A 16,963-nucleotide genomic window follows, 5' to 3' on the forward strand; every position below is an offset into this window, starting at 1 on the left:
ATGGCGCAGCAGCGGCTCGGCCGCATCCAGTGGGGGGCGCTCACCTTCGGCCCCGGTACGTCATACACCGTCACGGCGATCGAGGGTCTCGATGATCTGCCGGACATCAGGACCGAGGACATCGAGCGGCCCGGCCAGCACGGCGAGTACACCGGCCCCGACTACGTGGGCGCCCGGGTGATCCAGCTGAAGTTGGGGATCCGGGGCAGCAGCCCGGACAACCTGCGGGCGCTGACCCTCGCGGTGCGCACGGCGACGCAGCCGCAGGCCGAACCGGCCGCACTCCAGTTCCTCGATCAGGACACCCTCGTCTACGCGAAGGTCCGCAAGCGGTCGCTGCCGTACGACGCCGAGTACCTGTGGTCGATCGGGGACGCCGCGCTGGAGCTGTACTGCGCGGACCCGTACCTGTACGGGCTGACGGAGAAGACCGCGAGCACGACGGCGTACAGCCCGTCGTCCGGGCGCACGTACCCGTGGACGCACCCGCGGACGTACGGCAGCGCGGGCACGGCCGGCCGCATCAGCGCGTACAACGGCGGCTCCTCGCCCGCGTACCCGGTGCTGCGCCTGGACGGTCCGGTGGCGTCGCCGTCGATCGAGCAGGTCACTACCGGCGGGACGCTCACGATCGACGCCACCCTCAACGTGGGGGAGTACCTGCTGATCGACACCCGGACCCGGGCGGTGCTGCTGATGGGCACCGGTCAGCGCCGCTCGTGGGTGCGGGGCGGCTCGGCGTGGCCGCTGCTCGCGCCCGGCTCCAACGAACTGGCCTACCGCGGCAGTGCCCTGCCGGGCGCGCCCGGCCAGACGTCCACCCTGACCGCTACCTGGCGCGACACCAGCCTGTAGAGAGGAGGCCCACGGTGGCCACGATCAACCCCCCGGCCTGGATGCAGGCGGGCAGCTACCCGGCCCGGAACGACCGGCTGTCGTCCAGCCTGTTCGGCACGTACCCCGGCTTCTCGGCCGACGAGGCATTCCCCCTGCGCACGCGCTCCGGGGTGAAGCCCAGCTACCAGAACCAGCAGCTCAAGGTGCGCGCGGCCGGTACCCCGAACATGACCGTCATCGTGTCCGGCGGCATGGCGTACATCGACTCGCGGGACACCGGCGGCTCCGGCCTGTACGCTTGTGCCAACGACGCGGACGTCACCCTCACCGTGGCCGCTGCGGGCGGCGCAGGCCAGTACCGCAAGGACACGGTCGTCGCCTCGGTGTACGACGCCGAGTACGCAGGCGCCCTGTCTCAGTGGTCCCTGGAGGTGATCCAGGGGCCGTACGCGGCGAGCGCCGGCGCGACGGTGCGGGGCACGCTGCCGACGAACTGTGTCCCGCTGGCGGACCTTGCGATCGCCCCTTCGCAGACGTCCGTGACGAACAGCAACATCACCGACGTGCGGGTGTACACGGTGGCCGAGGGCGGCATCGTGCCCATCACCGCAAGCACGGACATGGCGCGCCCGGCGCCCGGTCAGGTGAGGTACCGGACGGACACCGACACGTTCGTCTACGGCAAGGCCGACGGCACCACGGCCGCGCTGCTCGACTCCTCCGGGCAGGGCATCGGCAGCCAGATGTACAAGGACAAGAACGGCGTGGACGGCACCCGCCAGTCCAACACCCTCGCCCTCGACGCAGACTTGCAGTTCTCCCTCGCGGCAAACGCGAAGTACACCGTCGAGGGGATGCTGTACTGGTCCACCACAGACGCCACCAACTCGGACTTCACGGTCGACTTCCAGATCCCGTCCGGGGCGGTCGGCCGGTGGATCGGGCACGCACAACCCACCAGCGCCACCAGCTCCGAGGGCATCGTCCGGACCATGACGTCCGCCGTCGACGCAGGCCGGGACTACGGGGCCACCACCGACACCGCGAACCCCCTCGGCATGGCGCTGACGGCCGTCATCAGCACGACGTCGGCTGGCACGTACGGCCTGCTGTGGGCGCGCACCGGCGGCTCGGGCATCGTCACCCTGTACGGCTGGTCGTGGATGGCCCTGACGAGGCGCGCATGACCAGCCACGACTACAGCTATCTGTTCTGCGACCTGCGTACGGACACGCTGATCGCAGAGCTGCCGATGTCCGGGGTGTCCTACGGCTACACCCTGAACGGCATCGGCACCCTCAGCGCGACGATCCCGTACGCGGACGAGATCCTGCCGCTGGACCCGGAGACCGCATCCACCCCGGCCCGCACGTCGCTGTACGTACAGCGGGACGGGAAAATCGTGTGGGGCGGGATCGTGTGGACCCGCGACACCGTGGCCGGCGGGAAGTCCATCCAGGCCGCCGAGTTCCTGTCGTACTTCCAGCACCGGTACGTCAAGACCACGCTGTCGACCGACACCAGCCTGCTTACGAACACCGCCTACGTCGGATCCACGGCGGGCGGGCAGCGGCTATACACCGATCAGAAGTACATCTTCTGGTCGCTGCTCAGGTACGCGGCGATGCAGCCGGGCGGGGACATCGGCCTCGACATCAACGCGCTGACCGCGCCCGCGCACGGCATCACCCGCGAGGCCACGTATTTCGGGTTCGAGCGGCCCGAGATCTACAAGGCCATCACCGAACTGGCGGGCGCCGACGATGGGTTCGACTTCGGCATCGACGTGGGATGGTCGCAGGTCACGTCCAACACGGTGCCCACCCGCTACCGCAAGGCGCGCGCCTGGTTCCCGCGGCGCGGCCGCTCGGCCGCAGACTCCGGGCTCGTCTTCAGCAAGGGCGGCGGCGCAGGCTCGATCCTCTCCTACGACTGGCCCGAGGACGGCACCTCGATGGTGACGGAGATGTCGGGGCTCGGCGCCGGCACGGGCGAGGCCCGCATCGTGAAGACGTCGGCCGCGCAGGATCTCCTTGATTCGGGGTGGCCGCTCCTCGAAGGCGTGGCCTCGTACGACGGAGTGATCGACGAGGCGCAGGTGCAGGGCCTGACGAACGCGGACCTCACCACGCTGTCGCAGGCGCAGGTGCAGCCCACGTTCGAGGTGTCCGCCGAGGCGGATCCGCCGTTCGGTTCGTACGAGGTGGGCGACGAGGCGCTGTTCGTCATCGACCCGGACCGGCTGTCGCCGTATGGGCGTGAGGCGGTGCTGCGGATCGTCGGCATCCAGAACACCGCGTCGAACGGGCCCGAGCGCGTCAAGCTGACCTGCGTGGGGGCCTGAGATGCCGAAGGTGCAGACGACCCCGAACATCCTCCAGCGGCTCGCCGCCCTGGAGAAGCAGGTCGCGGACCTGCGGCGCGCGGGCTGGGAGCGCGACGAGCTGCCGTTCTTCGCGACCTCGTACAACAACCTCGCCTTCGAGGACGAGACGACGTTCATCACCCTGTGGGAGACGGTGCTTTCGCCGCGCACCGCGACGCTCGCCCTCGGCATGGTCCTGATCGGCGACGTTGTCTCGAGCACGAACACGGGCGGGGAGTGGCAGGTCGTCTTCAACGACACCACGGTCGCCGCCAGCGGGACGGTCCCCGCCACGTTCTCCTTCACGTTCCCCGCCCTCGCGCTGGACCTCACCCCGTACCGGGGCGACGCGCAGCTGAAGGTGCAGATCCAGGTCCGCCGTACGAGCGGCGCCACCTCCGGCGGCAAGTTCTCCGGCGGCGGCTCGATCGGTGGGTCCCCTACGTACGCACGACTCCTGTGAAAGGCCAGCCCATGACCGAGCCCTGTTGGGTCCCGCAACTGCCCGTCAGCACCCGCGACGTGGTCCCCTCCACACTGCGCGTCGACCTGCCGACGGACACGTACGGGGAGCTGATGCGCGTCGTGGTCCCGGCGGCTGCGGGGGACCGGCTGGACATCACCGCAATGGCCCGGGTGACCAACGACTGCGGATACACCGTCGGCGTCGGCTGGCACCTGTGGTGGTACGACTGCGACCCCGAGCCTGACGCGAACGGCGTCGTGCCGAAGACCGCGGACCGGCCGCGAACGAAGATCTCCCCGTCCATGGGCGACAACGTGCCGGCGTCCCGGCACCACCTGCCCCTGCACATCTCCTCGCTGTACACCGTCCCGGACGACTGGCCCGACGGGCACCGCATGGTGGTCCTGCTACGGGCGGACGCGCACTCCACGGCCTGGCAGGCGGGCGACACCCTCACCGTCGACAAGACGTACGCCGAGCTGATCGTGCGTCGCTGGGCCAAGACCCTCCCCTGAAAGGACACCTCACCCATGGCTGCACCGCTCACCCCGGACAGACTGATCGCGATACTCAAGGCCGAGGGCGTGAAGGTCTCCGAGTACCCCGGCTGGCGCACACGCGAGCGCGACGACGAGACCGGCAAGACCTTCGGCCCCGTCCACATGATCCTCAACCACCACACCGGCGGCCGTGACGCCCTCGACACCGTGGCGAAGAACGGCGTCGCCGGGCTGCCGGGACCGCTCGCGCAGATCTACCTCGCCCGCACCGGCGTCGCCTGGCTGTGCAGCAAGGGACGCGCCAACCACGCCGGCCTGATGGCGGTGAACGCGTACACCTCGTTCCTCAACGAGGCGTCCACGCACCCGGCCCCGTCGAAGGCCTCGGGCACGATCGACGGCAACGACGTCGCGTACGGCATCGAGACGGAGAACCGGGGCGACGGCAAGGACGTGTACCCGCGCGAGCAGTACGACGCGTGGGTGCGGATCAACGCCGCGTTCTGCCGCGAGTACGACTGGTCGGCCGAGTCGTGCGGCTGCCACAAGGAAACGTCCATCGAGGGCAAGCCCGACCCGCTCGGCCCCGTCGAGGGATACGGCACCCGGGGGCAGTTCGCCTTCACCCCGAACCAGTTCCGCAAGGACGTGGCCGAGCGGCTGAAGCACCCGGCTTCCTGGTCCCCGCCGACCACCACCACGCCCACGCCGACCCCGACGCCCACCGTCGAGCAGCGGGTGGCCGCGCTGGAGAAGACCGTCGCCGACCAGGGCAAGCGGCTCGCTGCCCTCGAACCGAAGTGAGGAACCCATGGCTGCACCCGTAGAGAAGAAGGTCACCGCCGCGACAGCGGGAACGTACGTCGCCAGCACGGCGCTCCTCGCCGGGCTGGAGGCCGTCCAGGACCACAACGAGCTGGTGGGCTGGATGCCGTCTGCACTGGCGCCGTTTGTGCTGGCGCTCGTGCCGGCCGCAATCAGCTTCGTGTCCGGCTGGGCCGCGCGGCATACCCCGCGGTTCCCCGGCTCGGCGTCGGGCGTCTGATGCGCGCGGCGGTCCGGCGGCTCACGCTACGTCTGGGCCGCCGCGGTGCGCTCCTCACCCTGAAGGGCACGATCGCCGTCCTCTACGGGTACGGGCAGATCATCTCCCCCTTGAATGACCGGCGTGGGCTATGCCTGCTGCTCAAGGCGTGGCCGCTCACCGTCTGGGCCGGGCTGTGGATCACGGCCGGAGCCGTCGCCCTCGTCTGCGCCTGGCTGCCCCCGCGCCGGGACTGGCCCGGATTCCTCGCCGTATGGGGGATCACCGCCCCCTGGTCCATGGCCTACCTCGTGGCGTGGTGGCCACTCGACGAGTACCCGCGGGGCTGGGTCCCCGCAGCAATCTTCGGCGCGTTCGGCGCTGTCTGCCTGGTGGCGATCGGCTGGGAAGAGGCGCCGCGTGCACGATCGGAGTCCCGGAGTGAGAGCTGAGATGCTGACGGCGCTGAGCGCGCTGGCGGTCGCCACGGTCACCGCGGCCGGGGCCGTCGCTACGGCCGTCGTCGGGCGTCGTCAGCCCCGTGGACAGCGTCGACGCGACGACTTCACCGCCGTGACCGCGCGTCTCGACAAGGACATAGAGCGGCTGGAGAAGCGACTCGGCGAGCAGGAGACGAAGGCCGCCGAGGCTCAGCAGCGGATCACCGCCCAGGACTTCACGATCCGGTACCTCGTCGGCTGGGTCCGGTCCCTCGTCGCGTACACCCGCTCGGCGCAGCTGGAGCCCCCGCCCCCTCCTCAGCCGGTGCCGGCCGAGGTGCAGCCCTACCTTCACGACGTCGGCCTCTGAGGAGTACCGCCATGCCGTTCCCTGCCGGGGTGCAGACCGTCACCCTCACCGGACACCAGACTCTCGCCGATGGCAACGGGCGCCCGCTGCCGGTGCGGATCCGCCCCGTCCCGACGCGCGTCGTCGGCGCGGAGTGGGACGTCGTCGTCGAGCGGGACCCCGTCGTCGTCAAGCCTGACGCCGCTGGTCAGTGGGAGGTGACGCTCGTCGCGACTGACGCGGCGGGGTTCACGCCGACGGGGTGGACGTACCGCGTCGAGACGGGCGGCGACGCCCTGTTCGTGTCCCTGCCGCACACGCTCGGCGAGGTCGACATCTCCGACCTCACCCCGGCGGGGGAGGACAACGGGGAGTACGTCCTCGTGCAGGGGCCGCCCGGCCCGACGGGGCCGCAGGGTCTGGCCGGTCCCACCGGGGCGACGGGCGCGACTGGTCCGGCGGGTGCGCAGGGCGTGCAGGGGCCGGCCGGGGCGACCGGCGCCACAGGCGCCACAGGCGCGACGGGACCGACGGGACCGGCCGGACCGCAGGGAGACCCGGGCCCGAAGGGGGACACGGGCGACACCGGTGCGACGGGTCCGCAGCCGCCGCTCGGCGCGGCCGGGGCTGGTCCCACCATCGCGCTGAAGTCCGACGACCCGACCACCACGAACGCGCGGACACCGACCGCGCACGCCAGCTCCCACGCGAGCGGAGGCAGCGACCCGATCAGCCCGGCCTCGATCGGCGCCTACAGCGCAGCCAACGGCGACACGCTGAACACCTACGTCACCGACCTCCAGAACCGCGTGGGCGGCGAGTTCGGATTGGAGAACCGGGCCACAGCGTTGGAGAACTCCCGGCTCCAGAAGACGCTCAACCTGTCGGATCTCACCAGCGCGTCCACGGCCCGCACGAACCTCGGGCTCGGCGGGGCAGCCACGCTGAGCGTCGGCACCAGCTCGGGCACCGTGGCGGCGGGCAACGACTCGCGGTTCACCGACGCCCGCACGCCGACCGCGCACGCGGCCAGCCACGCCGCAGGCGGATCGGACCCGGTCACCCCGGCCGCCATCGGCGCGCTGAGCCTCGCCTCGTACGGCAACGTGTGGGTGCCCAGCGACCACGGGCTGACGGCGTGGACGTTCGACCCCGCATCGTGCGGCTCGTCCGGCACCACACTCAGCACCGGCTTCATCTACCTGCTGGAGCTGGTCCTGAGGCAGGCCGCCACGATCAACCGGGTGCACGCCGTCATCGGCACGGCGGGCTCGGGGCTGACCAGCAACCAGTGCCTTGCCGGACTGTACGACTCCAGCGGCAACCGCGTGGGTGTGAGCGCCGACCAGTCCTCGGCGTGGACCAGCGTTGGCGCCAAGTCGATCAGCCTGACCGCGCCGTACGCGGCGGCGGCCGGCCGGTACTACGTGGCGCTGCTCGTCAACGGGACGACCTCGCCGAACTTCAGCTGCGGGTCGACGCACGGCAACACCTTCACCCCGGGCAACGCCAACCTGAGCGCGTCCAGCTACCGCTTCTGCCGTTCGGCCAGCGGGCAGACGTCCTTGCCCAGCACGATCACGCTCAGCGGGTACACCCCGGACGCCAACAACGTGTGGGCAGCGGCAAGCTGATCAGTCGTCGAGGTCGATGGCGAAATCAACGATCGTGGTGTCGCCGCGGCGCACGATGGGGTGGGCGACCTCGACGATCCGGCCGGTGTCCGCAATGTGCCGGCGCGTGTAGCGGAGCACGGGGATCCCGGCCCCGATCCGCAGGGTGGCCGCCTCCACCTCGGTGGGCATCGCCGCGGTGAAGGACTCGGTCACCCGCGTCACGCGGATGCCGAGGCTGCCGAGCTGCGCCCTCGTGCCGCCCGGCCACGGCTCGTTGATGGGGTCGGCTACCGGCGTACCGGCGACGTCGGACCAGCGGACGTAGCTTGTCGACATCTGGGTGGGCTGGTCGTTGTCGTAGAACACGAAGTGCCGCGCGAGCAGGCGCTCGCCGGGCTCGCACTCGAAGAGCGCGGCCAACTCGGCATCGGCCTGGACCTTCTCGAACCGCTTGTCCAGCCGGTACTCCGACCAGCCGATGCCCTGGTCCCGGGTGTACGGCGTGGCGCGGGCGCCCCCGGTGTTGCGGTACCGGTCGGCCGCCATCCGGTGGACCGGAGGCCGCGGGCGCACACGGGTGCCAGCGCGGGCCCTGGTCTCGATCAGCCCCTCGTTCCGCAGCAGCCCGAGGGCGTTGCGGATCGTCGTCTCCGACACGCGGTACGCCGAGCACAGCTCGGGCAGCGTGGGGATCTGGTCACCGGGCCCGTACTCGCCGGATGCGATGCGGCGTCGCAGGTCGGCCGCGATCCGTAGGTACTCGGGCTGTGCCACGGCGATGCTCCCACCGTCGATGATCGAGTCAATCTGAGTACACATACTCTCCCCCGCTGCTTGACCTGCGCCAATCCCGCCGACATTCTGAGTACAGATAAGCAGTACCTGAGTACAGATAGCCACCGGTCGTGGGGGACATTCATGTCCGAATCAGGCAGAACGTATCGACGCCCCTTCAAGGGACTCCCCATCGAGGCGTCCGAGGTGCGCGCCTGGACCCGCCTCCGGACCAAGCATCCCGACGCTCCAGCCGTGGCCAACGAGCTGTTCACCGCAGTCCTGGACTCGGGCGCCGACCACGTCGAGGTGGAGCTGTCCACCGCAGGCAGCCGACTGAGGGTCACCGCCACCGGCCCCCACCCCCTGTCCTTACGCCACAGCCACGGGCCCGGCTGGCGCATCGTCGAAGGTCTCTCCCGCTCCACCGGGGTGACGACCGATGAGCACGGCCTATGGGCACAGCTGGAGGAGCAGTGACCACCCGGATACTCCCGGACGCCTGGGACCTTCCCCGTCCCCGGTACTCCGGCTGGGCCTGCGTCTGGTGCGGCGCCTCGCTCATGGCGGGCGGCCAGTCCGCCGGCCGAGCCGAGAGCGCCCAGGGCCCGGAGTACGGCGTCGAGGTATTCGAGTGCCTGCCCGGCAGCGGGTGCAACGAGACTGCCGTTCCCCCCGTCTTGACGGTGACGAGGGAGCGGTACGAGCGGTCGCCCTACGTCCCCCGTCGCGGGGCGGCCGCTCACCCCACCAGCTCGGGCAGCGGGACGCCGAGGGCGTCGGCGAGCAGTAGCAGGTCGTCGAGGTCGGGGATGCGCTGGGCGTACTCCCACCGATGCACCGTCCGGTGGTCACGCCCGATGCGGTTGGCCAGCTCCAGTTGGGAAAGGCCGGCCTTGTGCCGGGCGTCGCGGATACGGGTGCCGATCTGCCGGCGGCGGTCGAGGAGCCAGTCCGGCTTGGGGTCGAGCGGCACCCGCCCAAAGCTGTCGAGATCAGTGGATCTTGTCTTTGCCCAGCCAGGCAAATTTAATGATCAAGGTCGCGGGGAATCCCACAGACACCGCTTGCAGTGCCGCTGACCAGCGCTGCGCGGTACCGAAGCGGCCGACGGTGGCGTACGCGTCTCCGCCGCATTCGGCCGTTAGACGCTAAGACTCGGTCAAGGCGTCCCGCCCCGAAGGCATAGACCTTCGGGGCGGTTTACCTTGTACGCAAGAGGGCCCCCGCCGACGACTGCGGCGGGGGCCTCTGCCTGCCTGTGCTCACTCTCCCCAGCGGCTCCAGGCAGGATCGCGAGAGGCGCGTCTCAGGCGTGCGCGGGGAGACACTCCTGCCCCTCTCGTGGGCGACACTCTACGTGCCTGTTGAACCTAGTCCAGTCCCCCGAACGAGTGATCCACACGCGGGTTCCCGTGGGGATGTGGCATCCATGTGGCATTCGATCATGAAACAGGCCCCCCGTTCGAACAGAACGAGGGGCCTGCAACTCTCTGACCTGCTACGCAGGTTGTGCCCCCGGCAGGATTCGAACCTGCGACACCCGCTTTAGGAGAGCGGTGCTCTATCCCCTGAGCTACGAAGGCGGGGGCTTGTGGAGGGTCCTGAAGAAGACCCGGTGGGTGGGTCTTCGGCAGAGGGACACAAGCCCGTCGGTCGGGCGTAGTGCGAAGCGCCTCGCGGTGTCATCCGCGGAGACGGCGCGTCGTACCAACGACCGACCAGGGACAGCCTAGCGGATGCGGGTCGGTGCGGGTTGGCGGGTTGTTCGTGGGGGAGGAAGGCGGGATGCGCCGGTGCCGGGTGGTGAGCGGTTCGCCGTCGCGCGAGGCCGACGGGGAAGAGTGCGGGGAGGCGCCGGTGCTCTTCGGGCGGGTGGGCCTGCGTGTGTGTGCGGCCCCGGGCTACGCCGTGAGGGAGCCGTCGTCGCCGTTCAGGTCGTGCATGTCCTCGACCTGGCGTACCAGGTCCTCCGCCAGCCACCGCCACATCCCGGCGTATCCCTGCGCGAGGCGGGCCACGGATTCCTTGCAGTGGGCGGGGACCGTTTCGGCGATCTTCTGGCGGTCCTGGGTGATCAGGGTGCAGACGTCGAGCAGGCGCAGGAGGGAGCGGCCCGTGGCGTTGAGGCGCAGGGAAGGGTCGCGGGTCAGCATGCCGGTGATCCTTCGGACGTCCTCCGCGGCCAGCGCCGGAGTCGTCTCGTCGGCGAGGGTGCGGCGCTGTGCGGCCGGCAGCCGGGTGACGGTGGCGCCCGTGACGGGGGCCCGGACCGAGGAACGGGTCGGGAGGGCCTCCGCCGCGGACGTGTGACGGCGGGCGGCGTCCGGGGTCTGGGACAGACGGCCGCGTACGCCGTCCGGTACCGGGCTCTCGCCGCGCTGGATCCGGTTGCGGACGTCCGCGACCGTCGCCGGGGCGAGGCCCACCTCCGCCGCGATCTGCCGCAGGGAGAAGTCGGGGTTCTTCCGGATCAGCTCACCGGCCCGTTCACGTCGGTCCGCGGCGTCGGTGGGCCTGACCCGGCCGTCCCGCCCGACCCGGCCGCCGGACTGCGGCAGCGCCATCTCCTTGCGGAGCCGTGCGACCTTCTTCGGGGAGAGACCGGCGACGGCGGCGACGGCACGGTCGGACCACCGGGGGTGCGAGGTGAAGATCCGCATCGCGGCGGCCGCGCGGTCGGCCGTGGACAGGGGGCGTCCATGGGCGATGTTGGCCGCCACCGCGAGGAGCCGGGCGTCCTCCTGGTCGCCGTCGAAGAACCGCGCCGCGATGCGGTCCTCCCCGAGGAGCTCGACCACCCGCAGCCGGTGGGCGCCGTCGATGACGGTCATGGTCGCCCGGTGCACGAGGATCGGCGGGAGCTCGTCGGCGGTCTCCGCGAGGATCCGGATGTGGTCGGCGTCCTCACCCTGTACCCGTGGGGAGAAGCCGGTCCTGAGAAGTCTCACCGGTACCCGCTCGACGGGCAGGTCTCTCAGGACGGATTGCTGAAGCTTGAGCACGTACTCTGATTCTGCCCGGTCCACCGCCGCTCCCCTCGCCCGCATTCGATTCGATTCACGAGTGACGTCACTGCCAACCGTGATCGTTCTCGGGGTCCGAGAGCGTGACCGAGTCGCCGGCCGTCACCCGGACCGTGTGCGTCGGGGAACCGACCTGCTCGACCTGCACGGCAATTCCGGTCGCCAGGGCGAGAACGCCCGCCAGGACCACGCTGCGAAAGGCATTGCTCGGAATCAGGCGAGACATTGAATTCCCCTTTTTCTTCTCGATGGATCTGGCGCACAGATCTCTTCGACCGGATCTCAACAATCGGATCTCGTCAATCGGATCTCGTCGACCGGATCTCGCTGACATGAACGAGATTGCCGTCAGCGAAGGGAGAAGAAAAGCGGATGGGCGGGAGGTAAACCGGCCATGACCTACTCCGTCCACCCCAGCCCTCGGGCCGGGCCCGTCTCGAGGTCGGGGCGGAACAGGGGGATCTCGGCCCTGACCAGCTCCCAGGCGCGCAGTTCCTCGACGGCCGAGCCGGCGTGGTACCACAGGGACCGGGCCGCCGCCTCGGCCTCCTCCAGCGAGTCGGCGCGCACGTAGAAACCGATGATCAGGTGGGGCGCCGTGGCCGGGTGCACGCTCACATGCTCGAAGCCGTCCCGGCCGGCACAGGACCGGGCGATGGACCGCGCGGCCGAGGACGGTACGGCCGCATCGGGCCGACGCGGCCGGAGAGATACGTGGACGAGAAACATAGATGTCCTTGCCATCCGAATGTCTGGTGCCGGACGATGTCATTCCGCAAAACGTCGGGCTGATCCCGGCCGCCGACTGCGCGCCCTGAACGCACACAGGTAACCAACTGCGCACATTTGAAGCAACTCTGTTCAACTCCGGCAGCTCCTTGCCCTGGTGTAGTTTGATCACATAAACTCAAGCCCCCGTCGGGAATGTCATGCGTACATCGAAGCGGGGGCTGCATGGTTGACATCGAGGCGATACATCCAGGTTCTCTGAGCTCACTCGGCTTGGAGCCGCACATCGAGTCCGTCTACATCGCCCTGCTGGACAGAACGCAGGGAGTAGCCGATATCTGTCGCCGCCTGGACCTGCCGGAGCACGTCGTACGGGCCGCCCTCGACCGCCTGAGCGAGCTGGCCCTCGTACGGACGTCGGTCGACTCCCCTCAGCGGCTGCACGCGGTCAGCCCGCACGTGGGCATGGAGATCCTGATCGCCCAGCAGCGCTCCGAGCTCGCCCGACACCAGCAGCGGCTGGAGGCGGCGCAGGCCGCGGCGGCCAAGTTCATCCTCGACTACGACGGACGTCAGCCCCCCGGTGCCTCGGGCGAAGAGGTCAAGTACCTGGTGGGGCTGGACGCCATCCGCGACCATCTGACGGTCCTCAACGACCAGGTGGCCGAAGAGCTCCTCACCTTCGCGCCCGGCGGCCCGCAGAAACCGGAGAACATGCGGGCGTCCCGGCCGCTCAACCAGCAACTCCTCCGTCGCGGCGTCCAGATGCGCACGGTCTACCTGAACAGCATCCGCAACGACCGGCCGACCATGGACCACGCGCGCTGGCTGACCGAGCAGGGGTGCGAGGTCCGCACCGTCCCGTCCCTGCCGAACCGGATGATCATCTACGACCGCAAGCTCGCGATGATCGCCTCCAACGCCCAGGACACCGCCGCCGGAGCCGTCCAGGTGAGCTCACCGGGGATGGTCACGGCGCTGTACACGCTGTTCGAGAGCGTGTGGCAGTCCGCGGAGCAGTTGGAGGCGCCGGTGCAGCCGGCTCCCGGCGAGCTGACCGGTCAGCAGGCCGAGGCGCTGCGGCTGCTGGCGCTCGGGCACACCGACGAGGCCATCGCCACGCGCCTGGCGGTGTCGCCGCGCACCGCCCGCCGCATCACCTCCAGCCTCATGACCCATCTGGGCGCGCGCAGTCGCTTCCAGGCCGGGGTGCTCGCCATCCAGCAGGGGTTCCTCCCTTCTCCCGCCGAGTGACGCACCCGCGCCCCGCGGACTCCTCCCGCCACCGGACCGGCCCCCTGCGGAAACCTTTCTGCATCGCATCGGGGGCCGGTCCGGCGGCCGTCCAACTGGTTCCGGAACGCGCTTGAACGGCGGGATCGACAGGGGCGGCCGGCCACCGCGTTCTCACGGGGTGCGCACGTGCCGTGAAAACACCTCGCGTTGACACCCCACTTCGCCCATGGTCTGGTGGCTCACGTCACCAAGATCTCCTGCCGACTGCCGTTCTCGCGCCGCGGAGGTCTTTTCCGAACGGAGAGTTCTCTCTTCTCCGACGCTTGCAGACCGCCGCCTCGGACATCATGGGGAGTCGAGCCAGATGCGTGATGCGCTGTCCCTGCACGGGCGATTTCACGAACACGTCCTGCGCGCTCCGCACGCGGTGGCGGTGCGTTCCGCGGGTCGTGAACTGACGTATCAAGAACTGGCGCGGCGCTCCCGTGCCCTCGCGCGGGTGCTCGTCGGCCTCGGGGTGGGCCGGGAGACGCCGGTCGCGGTGCTCACCGACCGCAGTGTGGACGTCATGGTGGCGTTCCTCGGGATCCTCGAGGCCGGCGGCTGTTATGTGCCGCTGCACACCGGCTTCCCGGCCGAGCGCAGGGAATGGATCGTCCGCCGGACGGGCGCGCGGGTCCTGGTGACCGACGCGGTGACGGCCGCCCAGGGGCTTCCCGGGGGCGAGGTCACCGTGGTGCGGGTGGACGACCCGGTGCCCGACGGGGCCGAGTCCGGGCCCGTGGGAGTGGCGTGTGTGCCGGACCAGTTGGCGTACGTGATGTTCACCTCGGGCTCCACCGGCGTGCCCAAGGGGGTCGCCGTCACCCACCGCGACGTGCTGGACCTGGTGGACGACTCGCTGTTCGACACCGGGCACCACGACCGGGTCCTGATGATCGCCCCGTACGCGTTCGACGCCTCCCTGCACGGCCTGTGGATGCCGCTGCTGCGCGGCACCACCTCCGTGATCGCCGGCGCCGACGACGTGTCCCCGCCCCGGCTGCGCGAGCTGTTCGACGCGGAGCGGATCACCAGCGTGGAGATGACCGCAGGCCTGCTGCGGACCGTCGCCGAGGTCGCCCCGGAGACCTTCCGCGGGCTGCGCGAGGTGTCCACCGGTGGGGACGTCGTCTCCCCTGTGGCCGTGCGGCGGATCCTCCGGGCCTGCCCCGGCACGGTGGTGCGCGCCACCTACGGCCCCACCGAGACCACGCTGTTCGCCACCCAGCACGCCTACACCGACGCCGCCCAGATCCCCGACCGCGTCCCCCTGGGCCGCCCGCTGGACGGCATGCGCGCCTACGTCCTGGACGAGCACCTCGCCCCGGTCGCCGTCGGCGTCCCCGGCGAGCTGTACATCGCCGGGGCCGGCCTGGCACGCGGCTATCTGCACCGCCCCGCTCTCACCGCCGAACGCTTCGTCGCCGACCCCCACGGCCCCGCCGGCAGCCGGATGTACCGCACCGGCGACCTCGTGTGCCACACCCCGCAGGGCCTGCTCGAGTTCCTCGGCCGCGCCGACGACCAGGTCAAGATCCGCGGCTTCCGTGTCGAGCCGGGCGAGATCGAGACCGCCCTGTCGACGTTCCCGGGCCTCACCCAGTCCGTGGTCACGGTCCGGGAGGCGGGCGGCGACAAGTGCCTGGTGGCCTACGTCGTCTGCGACCGGCCCCTCGACACCGGCGCGCTGCGCGACCACGCGGCGGCCGCCCTGCCCGAGTACATGGTCCCGGCCGCCTTCGTCCCCCTGGACGCCTTCCCCCTCACCCCGAACGGGAAGGTCGACCACCGCGCCCTGCCCGCCCCCGCGTTCACCGCGACCGCCCCCTACCGCGCCCCACGCACCCCGGACGAGGAGAGGCTCTGCGCGCTGTTCGCACAGGTCCTCGGCGCCGAGCGGGTCGGCACCGACGACAACTTCTTCGACCTCGGCGGCCACTCCCTCCTCGCCGCCCGGCTGATCGGCGAGCTGCGGACCGCCTTCGGCGCGGACGTCTCCGTCCGGCAGTTCTTCGGCGCCCCGACGGTCGCCGCGTTGCTGCCGCGCTTGCGCACACGCAAGCAGGGGGTACGGCGTCCGGTGCTCGCCCGGGCCGTGCGCCCCGCCCGTGTCCCGCTGTCCGCGGCCCAGCACCGGATGTGGTTCCTGGAGCAGTGGGAGGGCCCGTCCCCGCTGTACAACCTGCCCGTCGTCCTGCGGCTCACCGGTGAGCTGGACCGGGACGCGCTCCGGGCGGCCGTCCGGGACGTGATCGTCCGGCACGAGAGCCTGCGCACCGTCGTGGCACAGGCGGGCGGCGAGCCGTACCAGGTGGTGCTCGACCCGGCCGGCCTGGACCTCGCCCTGCCCGAGCGGGTCGTCGACGAGGCGGAGCTCGACGCCGCGGTACGGGAGGCCGGGCGCCGGCCGTTCGACCTGAGGGCCGACCCGTCCCTGCGCGCCGAGCTGTTCGTCCTGGACGAGCGCACGCGGGTGCTGCTGCTGACGTTGCATCACATCGCCTCGGACGGATGGTCCAAGGCGCCGCTCAGCCGGGATCTGGCGACCGCCTACACGGCCCGAAGGGCGGGCACCGCCCCCGACTGGCCCGAACTGCCCGTGCAGTACGCGGACTACACGCTGTGGCAGCACACCCTCCTCGGTGACCCCGGCTCCCCCGGCAGCCTCGCCGGGCGCCAACTGGCGTACTGGAAGGACGCCCTGGACGGCGTGCCGGACGAGCTGGCCCTGCCCTTCGACCGGCCGCGCCCCACGGACGGCACCCGCCGGGGCGCGAGCCTCCCGCTGCTGCTCGACGCCGAACTGCTCACCGGGGTCGTCGCGTTGGCGCGCAGCCACGACGCCACACCCTTCATGGTGCTGCAGGCCGCGCTCGCGACGCTGCTGCACCGACTCGGCGCCGGAGCGGACATCCCCCTGGGCAGCGTGGTGGCCGGGCGCGGCGAGGCGGCGCTCGACGACCTGGTCGGCTTCTTCGTCAACACCGTCGTCCTGCGCACCGATCTGTCCGGCGACCCCTCCTTCGTCGAACTGCTCGCCCGGGTACGGGAGACCGCCCTGGCCGCCTATTCCCATCAGGACGTGCCCTTCGAACAGGTCGTGGGGGCCGTCAATCCGGCCCGCTCGCTGTCCCGGCACCCGCTCTTCCAGGTCATGCTCGTCCTGCAGAACGTCACCGGCTACGAGTTCGCGCTCCCCGGTCTCGACGTCGAGGTGGACGAGGAGTCCACGTCCACCTCGAAATTCGACCTGCTCTTCAGCCTCACCGAGCGGTACGACGACCGACGCCGTCCCGTCGGCGTCACCGGCTACATCGAGTACGACACCGCCCTGTTCGACGCGTCGACGGTCGAGCGGATCGCCGACCGCTTCGCCGCGCTGCTCAGGGCGGTCGTGGCCGATCCCGGCCGACGGGTGTCCGCCGTACCGGTTCCGGCGGACCCCTGCGTCCCGGTGCAGCCGGTGAACCCGTAAAAGCAGTGAGCCGGTAAACCCGGTAAACCCGGTAAACAGGTGGATCAGGAGAAGCGGTAAATCGGTGAACCGCGCACGATAAAG

18 protein-coding genes and 1 tRNA gene are annotated in these 16,963 nt (G+C 70.6%); 13 read left to right on the forward strand and 6 right to left on the reverse strand.

Features of this window, described 5'->3' with window-relative positions; genetic code table 11:
- Genes OG852_RS27580 through OG852_RS27625 form a run of 10 tightly spaced genes read left to right on the forward strand, consistent with a single transcriptional unit; the run spans position 1 to position 7,615 of the window.
- Positions 1-855, forward strand: coding sequence for a phage distal tail protein (locus OG852_RS27580; RefSeq protein WP_330349279.1), 855 nt, complete (start codon positions 1-3; stop codon positions 853-855).
- 14 nt (positions 856-869) lie between these two features.
- Positions 870-2,024, forward strand: a complete 1,155-nt coding sequence (locus tag OG852_RS27585) for a hypothetical protein (protein WP_330349280.1) — start codon at positions 870-872, stop codon at positions 2,022-2,024.
- On the forward strand, positions 2,021-3,181 hold the full coding sequence (locus tag OG852_RS27590) for a hypothetical protein (protein ID WP_330349281.1): 1,161 nt from the start codon (positions 2,021-2,023) through the stop codon (positions 3,179-3,181). The genes OG852_RS27585 and OG852_RS27590 overlap by 4 nt, the downstream gene beginning before the upstream one ends.
- Position 3,182: 1 nt before the next feature.
- Positions 3,183-3,665 (forward strand): hypothetical protein, encoded by a 483-nt coding sequence (locus OG852_RS27595; protein WP_330349282.1) that lies wholly within the window; start codon positions 3,183-3,185, stop codon positions 3,663-3,665.
- An 11-nt stretch (positions 3,666-3,676) separates the two neighbouring features.
- Positions 3,677-4,183: a hypothetical protein gene (locus OG852_RS27600; protein WP_330349283.1), complete on the forward strand. Its 507-nt coding sequence runs from the start codon at positions 3,677-3,679 to the stop codon at positions 4,181-4,183.
- 15 nt (positions 4,184-4,198) lie between these two features.
- Positions 4,199-4,972 carry a peptidoglycan recognition protein family protein gene (locus OG852_RS27605; RefSeq protein WP_330349284.1) on the forward strand — a complete coding sequence of 258 codons (774 nt, stop codon included), beginning with the start codon at positions 4,199-4,201 and terminating at the stop codon, positions 4,970-4,972.
- A gap of 7 nt (positions 4,973-4,979) precedes the next feature.
- Entirely contained in the window at positions 4,980-5,213 is a 234-nt protein-coding gene (locus OG852_RS27610) for a holin (RefSeq protein ID WP_330349285.1), read from the forward strand.
- Positions 5,213-5,644: a hypothetical protein gene (locus OG852_RS27615; RefSeq protein WP_330349286.1), complete on the forward strand. Its 432-nt coding sequence runs from the start codon at positions 5,213-5,215 to the stop codon at positions 5,642-5,644. The genes OG852_RS27610 and OG852_RS27615 overlap by 1 nt, the downstream gene beginning before the upstream one ends.
- Complete coding sequence (locus OG852_RS27620) at positions 5,634-6,002, forward strand: hypothetical protein (protein ID WP_330349287.1); 369 nt, start codon at positions 5,634-5,636, stop codon at positions 6,000-6,002. Before OG852_RS27615 ends, OG852_RS27620 begins: the two co-directional genes overlap by 11 nt.
- Positions 6,003-6,013: 11 nt before the next feature.
- Positions 6,014-7,615 carry a hypothetical protein gene (locus OG852_RS27625; protein ID WP_330349288.1) on the forward strand — a complete coding sequence of 534 codons (1,602 nt, stop codon included), beginning with the start codon at positions 6,014-6,016 and terminating at the stop codon, positions 7,613-7,615.
- Here the strand turns inward: OG852_RS27625 and OG852_RS27630 are convergent, their stop codons facing one another.
- Positions 7,616-8,371: a GntR family transcriptional regulator gene (locus OG852_RS27630; RefSeq protein WP_330349289.1), complete on the reverse strand. Its 756-nt coding sequence runs from the start codon at positions 8,369-8,371 to the stop codon at positions 7,616-7,618.
- Between the two features lie 144 nt (positions 8,372-8,515).
- Here OG852_RS27630 and OG852_RS27635 point away from each other — a divergent pair, with 144 nt between their 5' ends.
- On the forward strand, positions 8,516-8,851 hold the full coding sequence (locus tag OG852_RS27635; protein ID WP_330349290.1) for a hypothetical protein: 336 nt from the start codon (positions 8,516-8,518) through the stop codon (positions 8,849-8,851).
- Positions 8,852-9,113: 262 nt separating this feature from the next.
- On the opposite strand, the gene OG852_RS27640 is transcribed toward OG852_RS27635, so the two are convergent.
- From OG852_RS27640 to OG852_RS27660, 5 genes are all read right to left on the reverse strand, one after another.
- Entirely contained in the window at positions 9,114-9,347 is a 234-nt protein-coding gene (locus OG852_RS27640; protein ID WP_330349291.1) for a helix-turn-helix domain-containing protein, read from the reverse strand.
- Positions 9,348-9,884: 537 nt separating this feature from the next.
- Positions 9,885-9,957, reverse strand: a tRNA-Arg gene (locus tag OG852_RS27645).
- A 318-nt stretch (positions 9,958-10,275) separates the two neighbouring features.
- Positions 10,276-11,322, reverse strand: a complete 1,047-nt coding sequence (locus OG852_RS27650) for a ParB/RepB/Spo0J family partition protein (RefSeq protein WP_330349292.1) — start codon at positions 11,320-11,322, stop codon at positions 10,276-10,278.
- A 121-nt stretch (positions 11,323-11,443) separates the two neighbouring features.
- Entirely contained in the window at positions 11,444-11,623 is a 180-nt protein-coding gene (locus OG852_RS27655; RefSeq protein ID WP_133912164.1) for a hypothetical protein, read from the reverse strand.
- Between the two features lie 173 nt (positions 11,624-11,796).
- On the reverse strand, positions 11,797-12,009 hold the full coding sequence (locus OG852_RS27660) for a hypothetical protein (protein WP_133912165.1): 213 nt from the start codon (positions 12,007-12,009) through the stop codon (positions 11,797-11,799).
- Positions 12,010-12,399: 390 nt separating this feature from the next.
- On the opposite strand from OG852_RS27660, the gene OG852_RS27665 reads away from it, so the two are divergent.
- Entirely contained in the window at positions 12,400-13,380 is a 981-nt protein-coding gene (locus OG852_RS27665) for a helix-turn-helix transcriptional regulator (protein WP_330349293.1), read from the forward strand.
- Between the two features lie 346 nt (positions 13,381-13,726).
- Positions 13,727-16,879 carry an amino acid adenylation domain-containing protein gene (locus tag OG852_RS27670; protein ID WP_330349294.1) on the forward strand — a complete coding sequence of 1,051 codons (3,153 nt, stop codon included), beginning with the start codon at positions 13,727-13,729 and terminating at the stop codon, positions 16,877-16,879.
- Positions 16,880-16,963: the final 84 nt, after the last annotated feature.

The sequence above is a fragment of the Streptomyces sp. NBC_00582 genome, assembly GCF_036345155.1.
Classification (GTDB): domain Bacteria; phylum Actinomycetota; class Actinomycetes; order Streptomycetales; family Streptomycetaceae; genus Streptomyces.

Excerpts from the sequence above, each read along its gene's own strand:
- OG852_RS27580 (WP_330349279.1), top strand. The coding sequence starts at position 1 with ATGGCGCAGCAGCGGCTCGGCCGCATCCAGTGGGGGGCGCTCACCTTC.
- OG852_RS27590 (WP_330349281.1), top strand. The coding sequence starts at position 2,021 with ATGACCAGCCACGACTACAGCTATCTGTTCTGCGACCTGCGTACGGAC.
- OG852_RS27595 (WP_330349282.1), top strand. The coding sequence starts at position 3,183 with ATGCCGAAGGTGCAGACGACCCCGAACATCCTCCAGCGGCTCGCCGCC.
- OG852_RS27600 (WP_330349283.1), top strand. The coding sequence starts at position 3,677 with ATGACCGAGCCCTGTTGGGTCCCGCAACTGCCCGTCAGCACCCGCGAC.
- OG852_RS27605 (WP_330349284.1), top strand. The coding sequence starts at position 4,199 with ATGGCTGCACCGCTCACCCCGGACAGACTGATCGCGATACTCAAGGCC.
- OG852_RS27610 (WP_330349285.1), top strand. The coding sequence starts at position 4,980 with ATGGCTGCACCCGTAGAGAAGAAGGTCACCGCCGCGACAGCGGGAACG.
- OG852_RS27615 (WP_330349286.1), top strand. The coding sequence starts at position 5,213 with ATGCGCGCGGCGGTCCGGCGGCTCACGCTACGTCTGGGCCGCCGCGGT.
- OG852_RS27625 (WP_330349288.1), top strand. The coding sequence starts at position 6,014 with ATGCCGTTCCCTGCCGGGGTGCAGACCGTCACCCTCACCGGACACCAG.
- OG852_RS27635 (WP_330349290.1), top strand. The coding sequence starts at position 8,516 with ATGTCCGAATCAGGCAGAACGTATCGACGCCCCTTCAAGGGACTCCCC.
- OG852_RS27655 (WP_133912164.1), bottom strand. The coding sequence starts at position 11,623 with ATGTCTCGCCTGATTCCGAGCAATGCCTTTCGCAGCGTGGTCCTGGCG.
- OG852_RS27670 (WP_330349294.1), top strand. The coding sequence starts at position 13,727 with ATGCGTGATGCGCTGTCCCTGCACGGGCGATTTCACGAACACGTCCTG.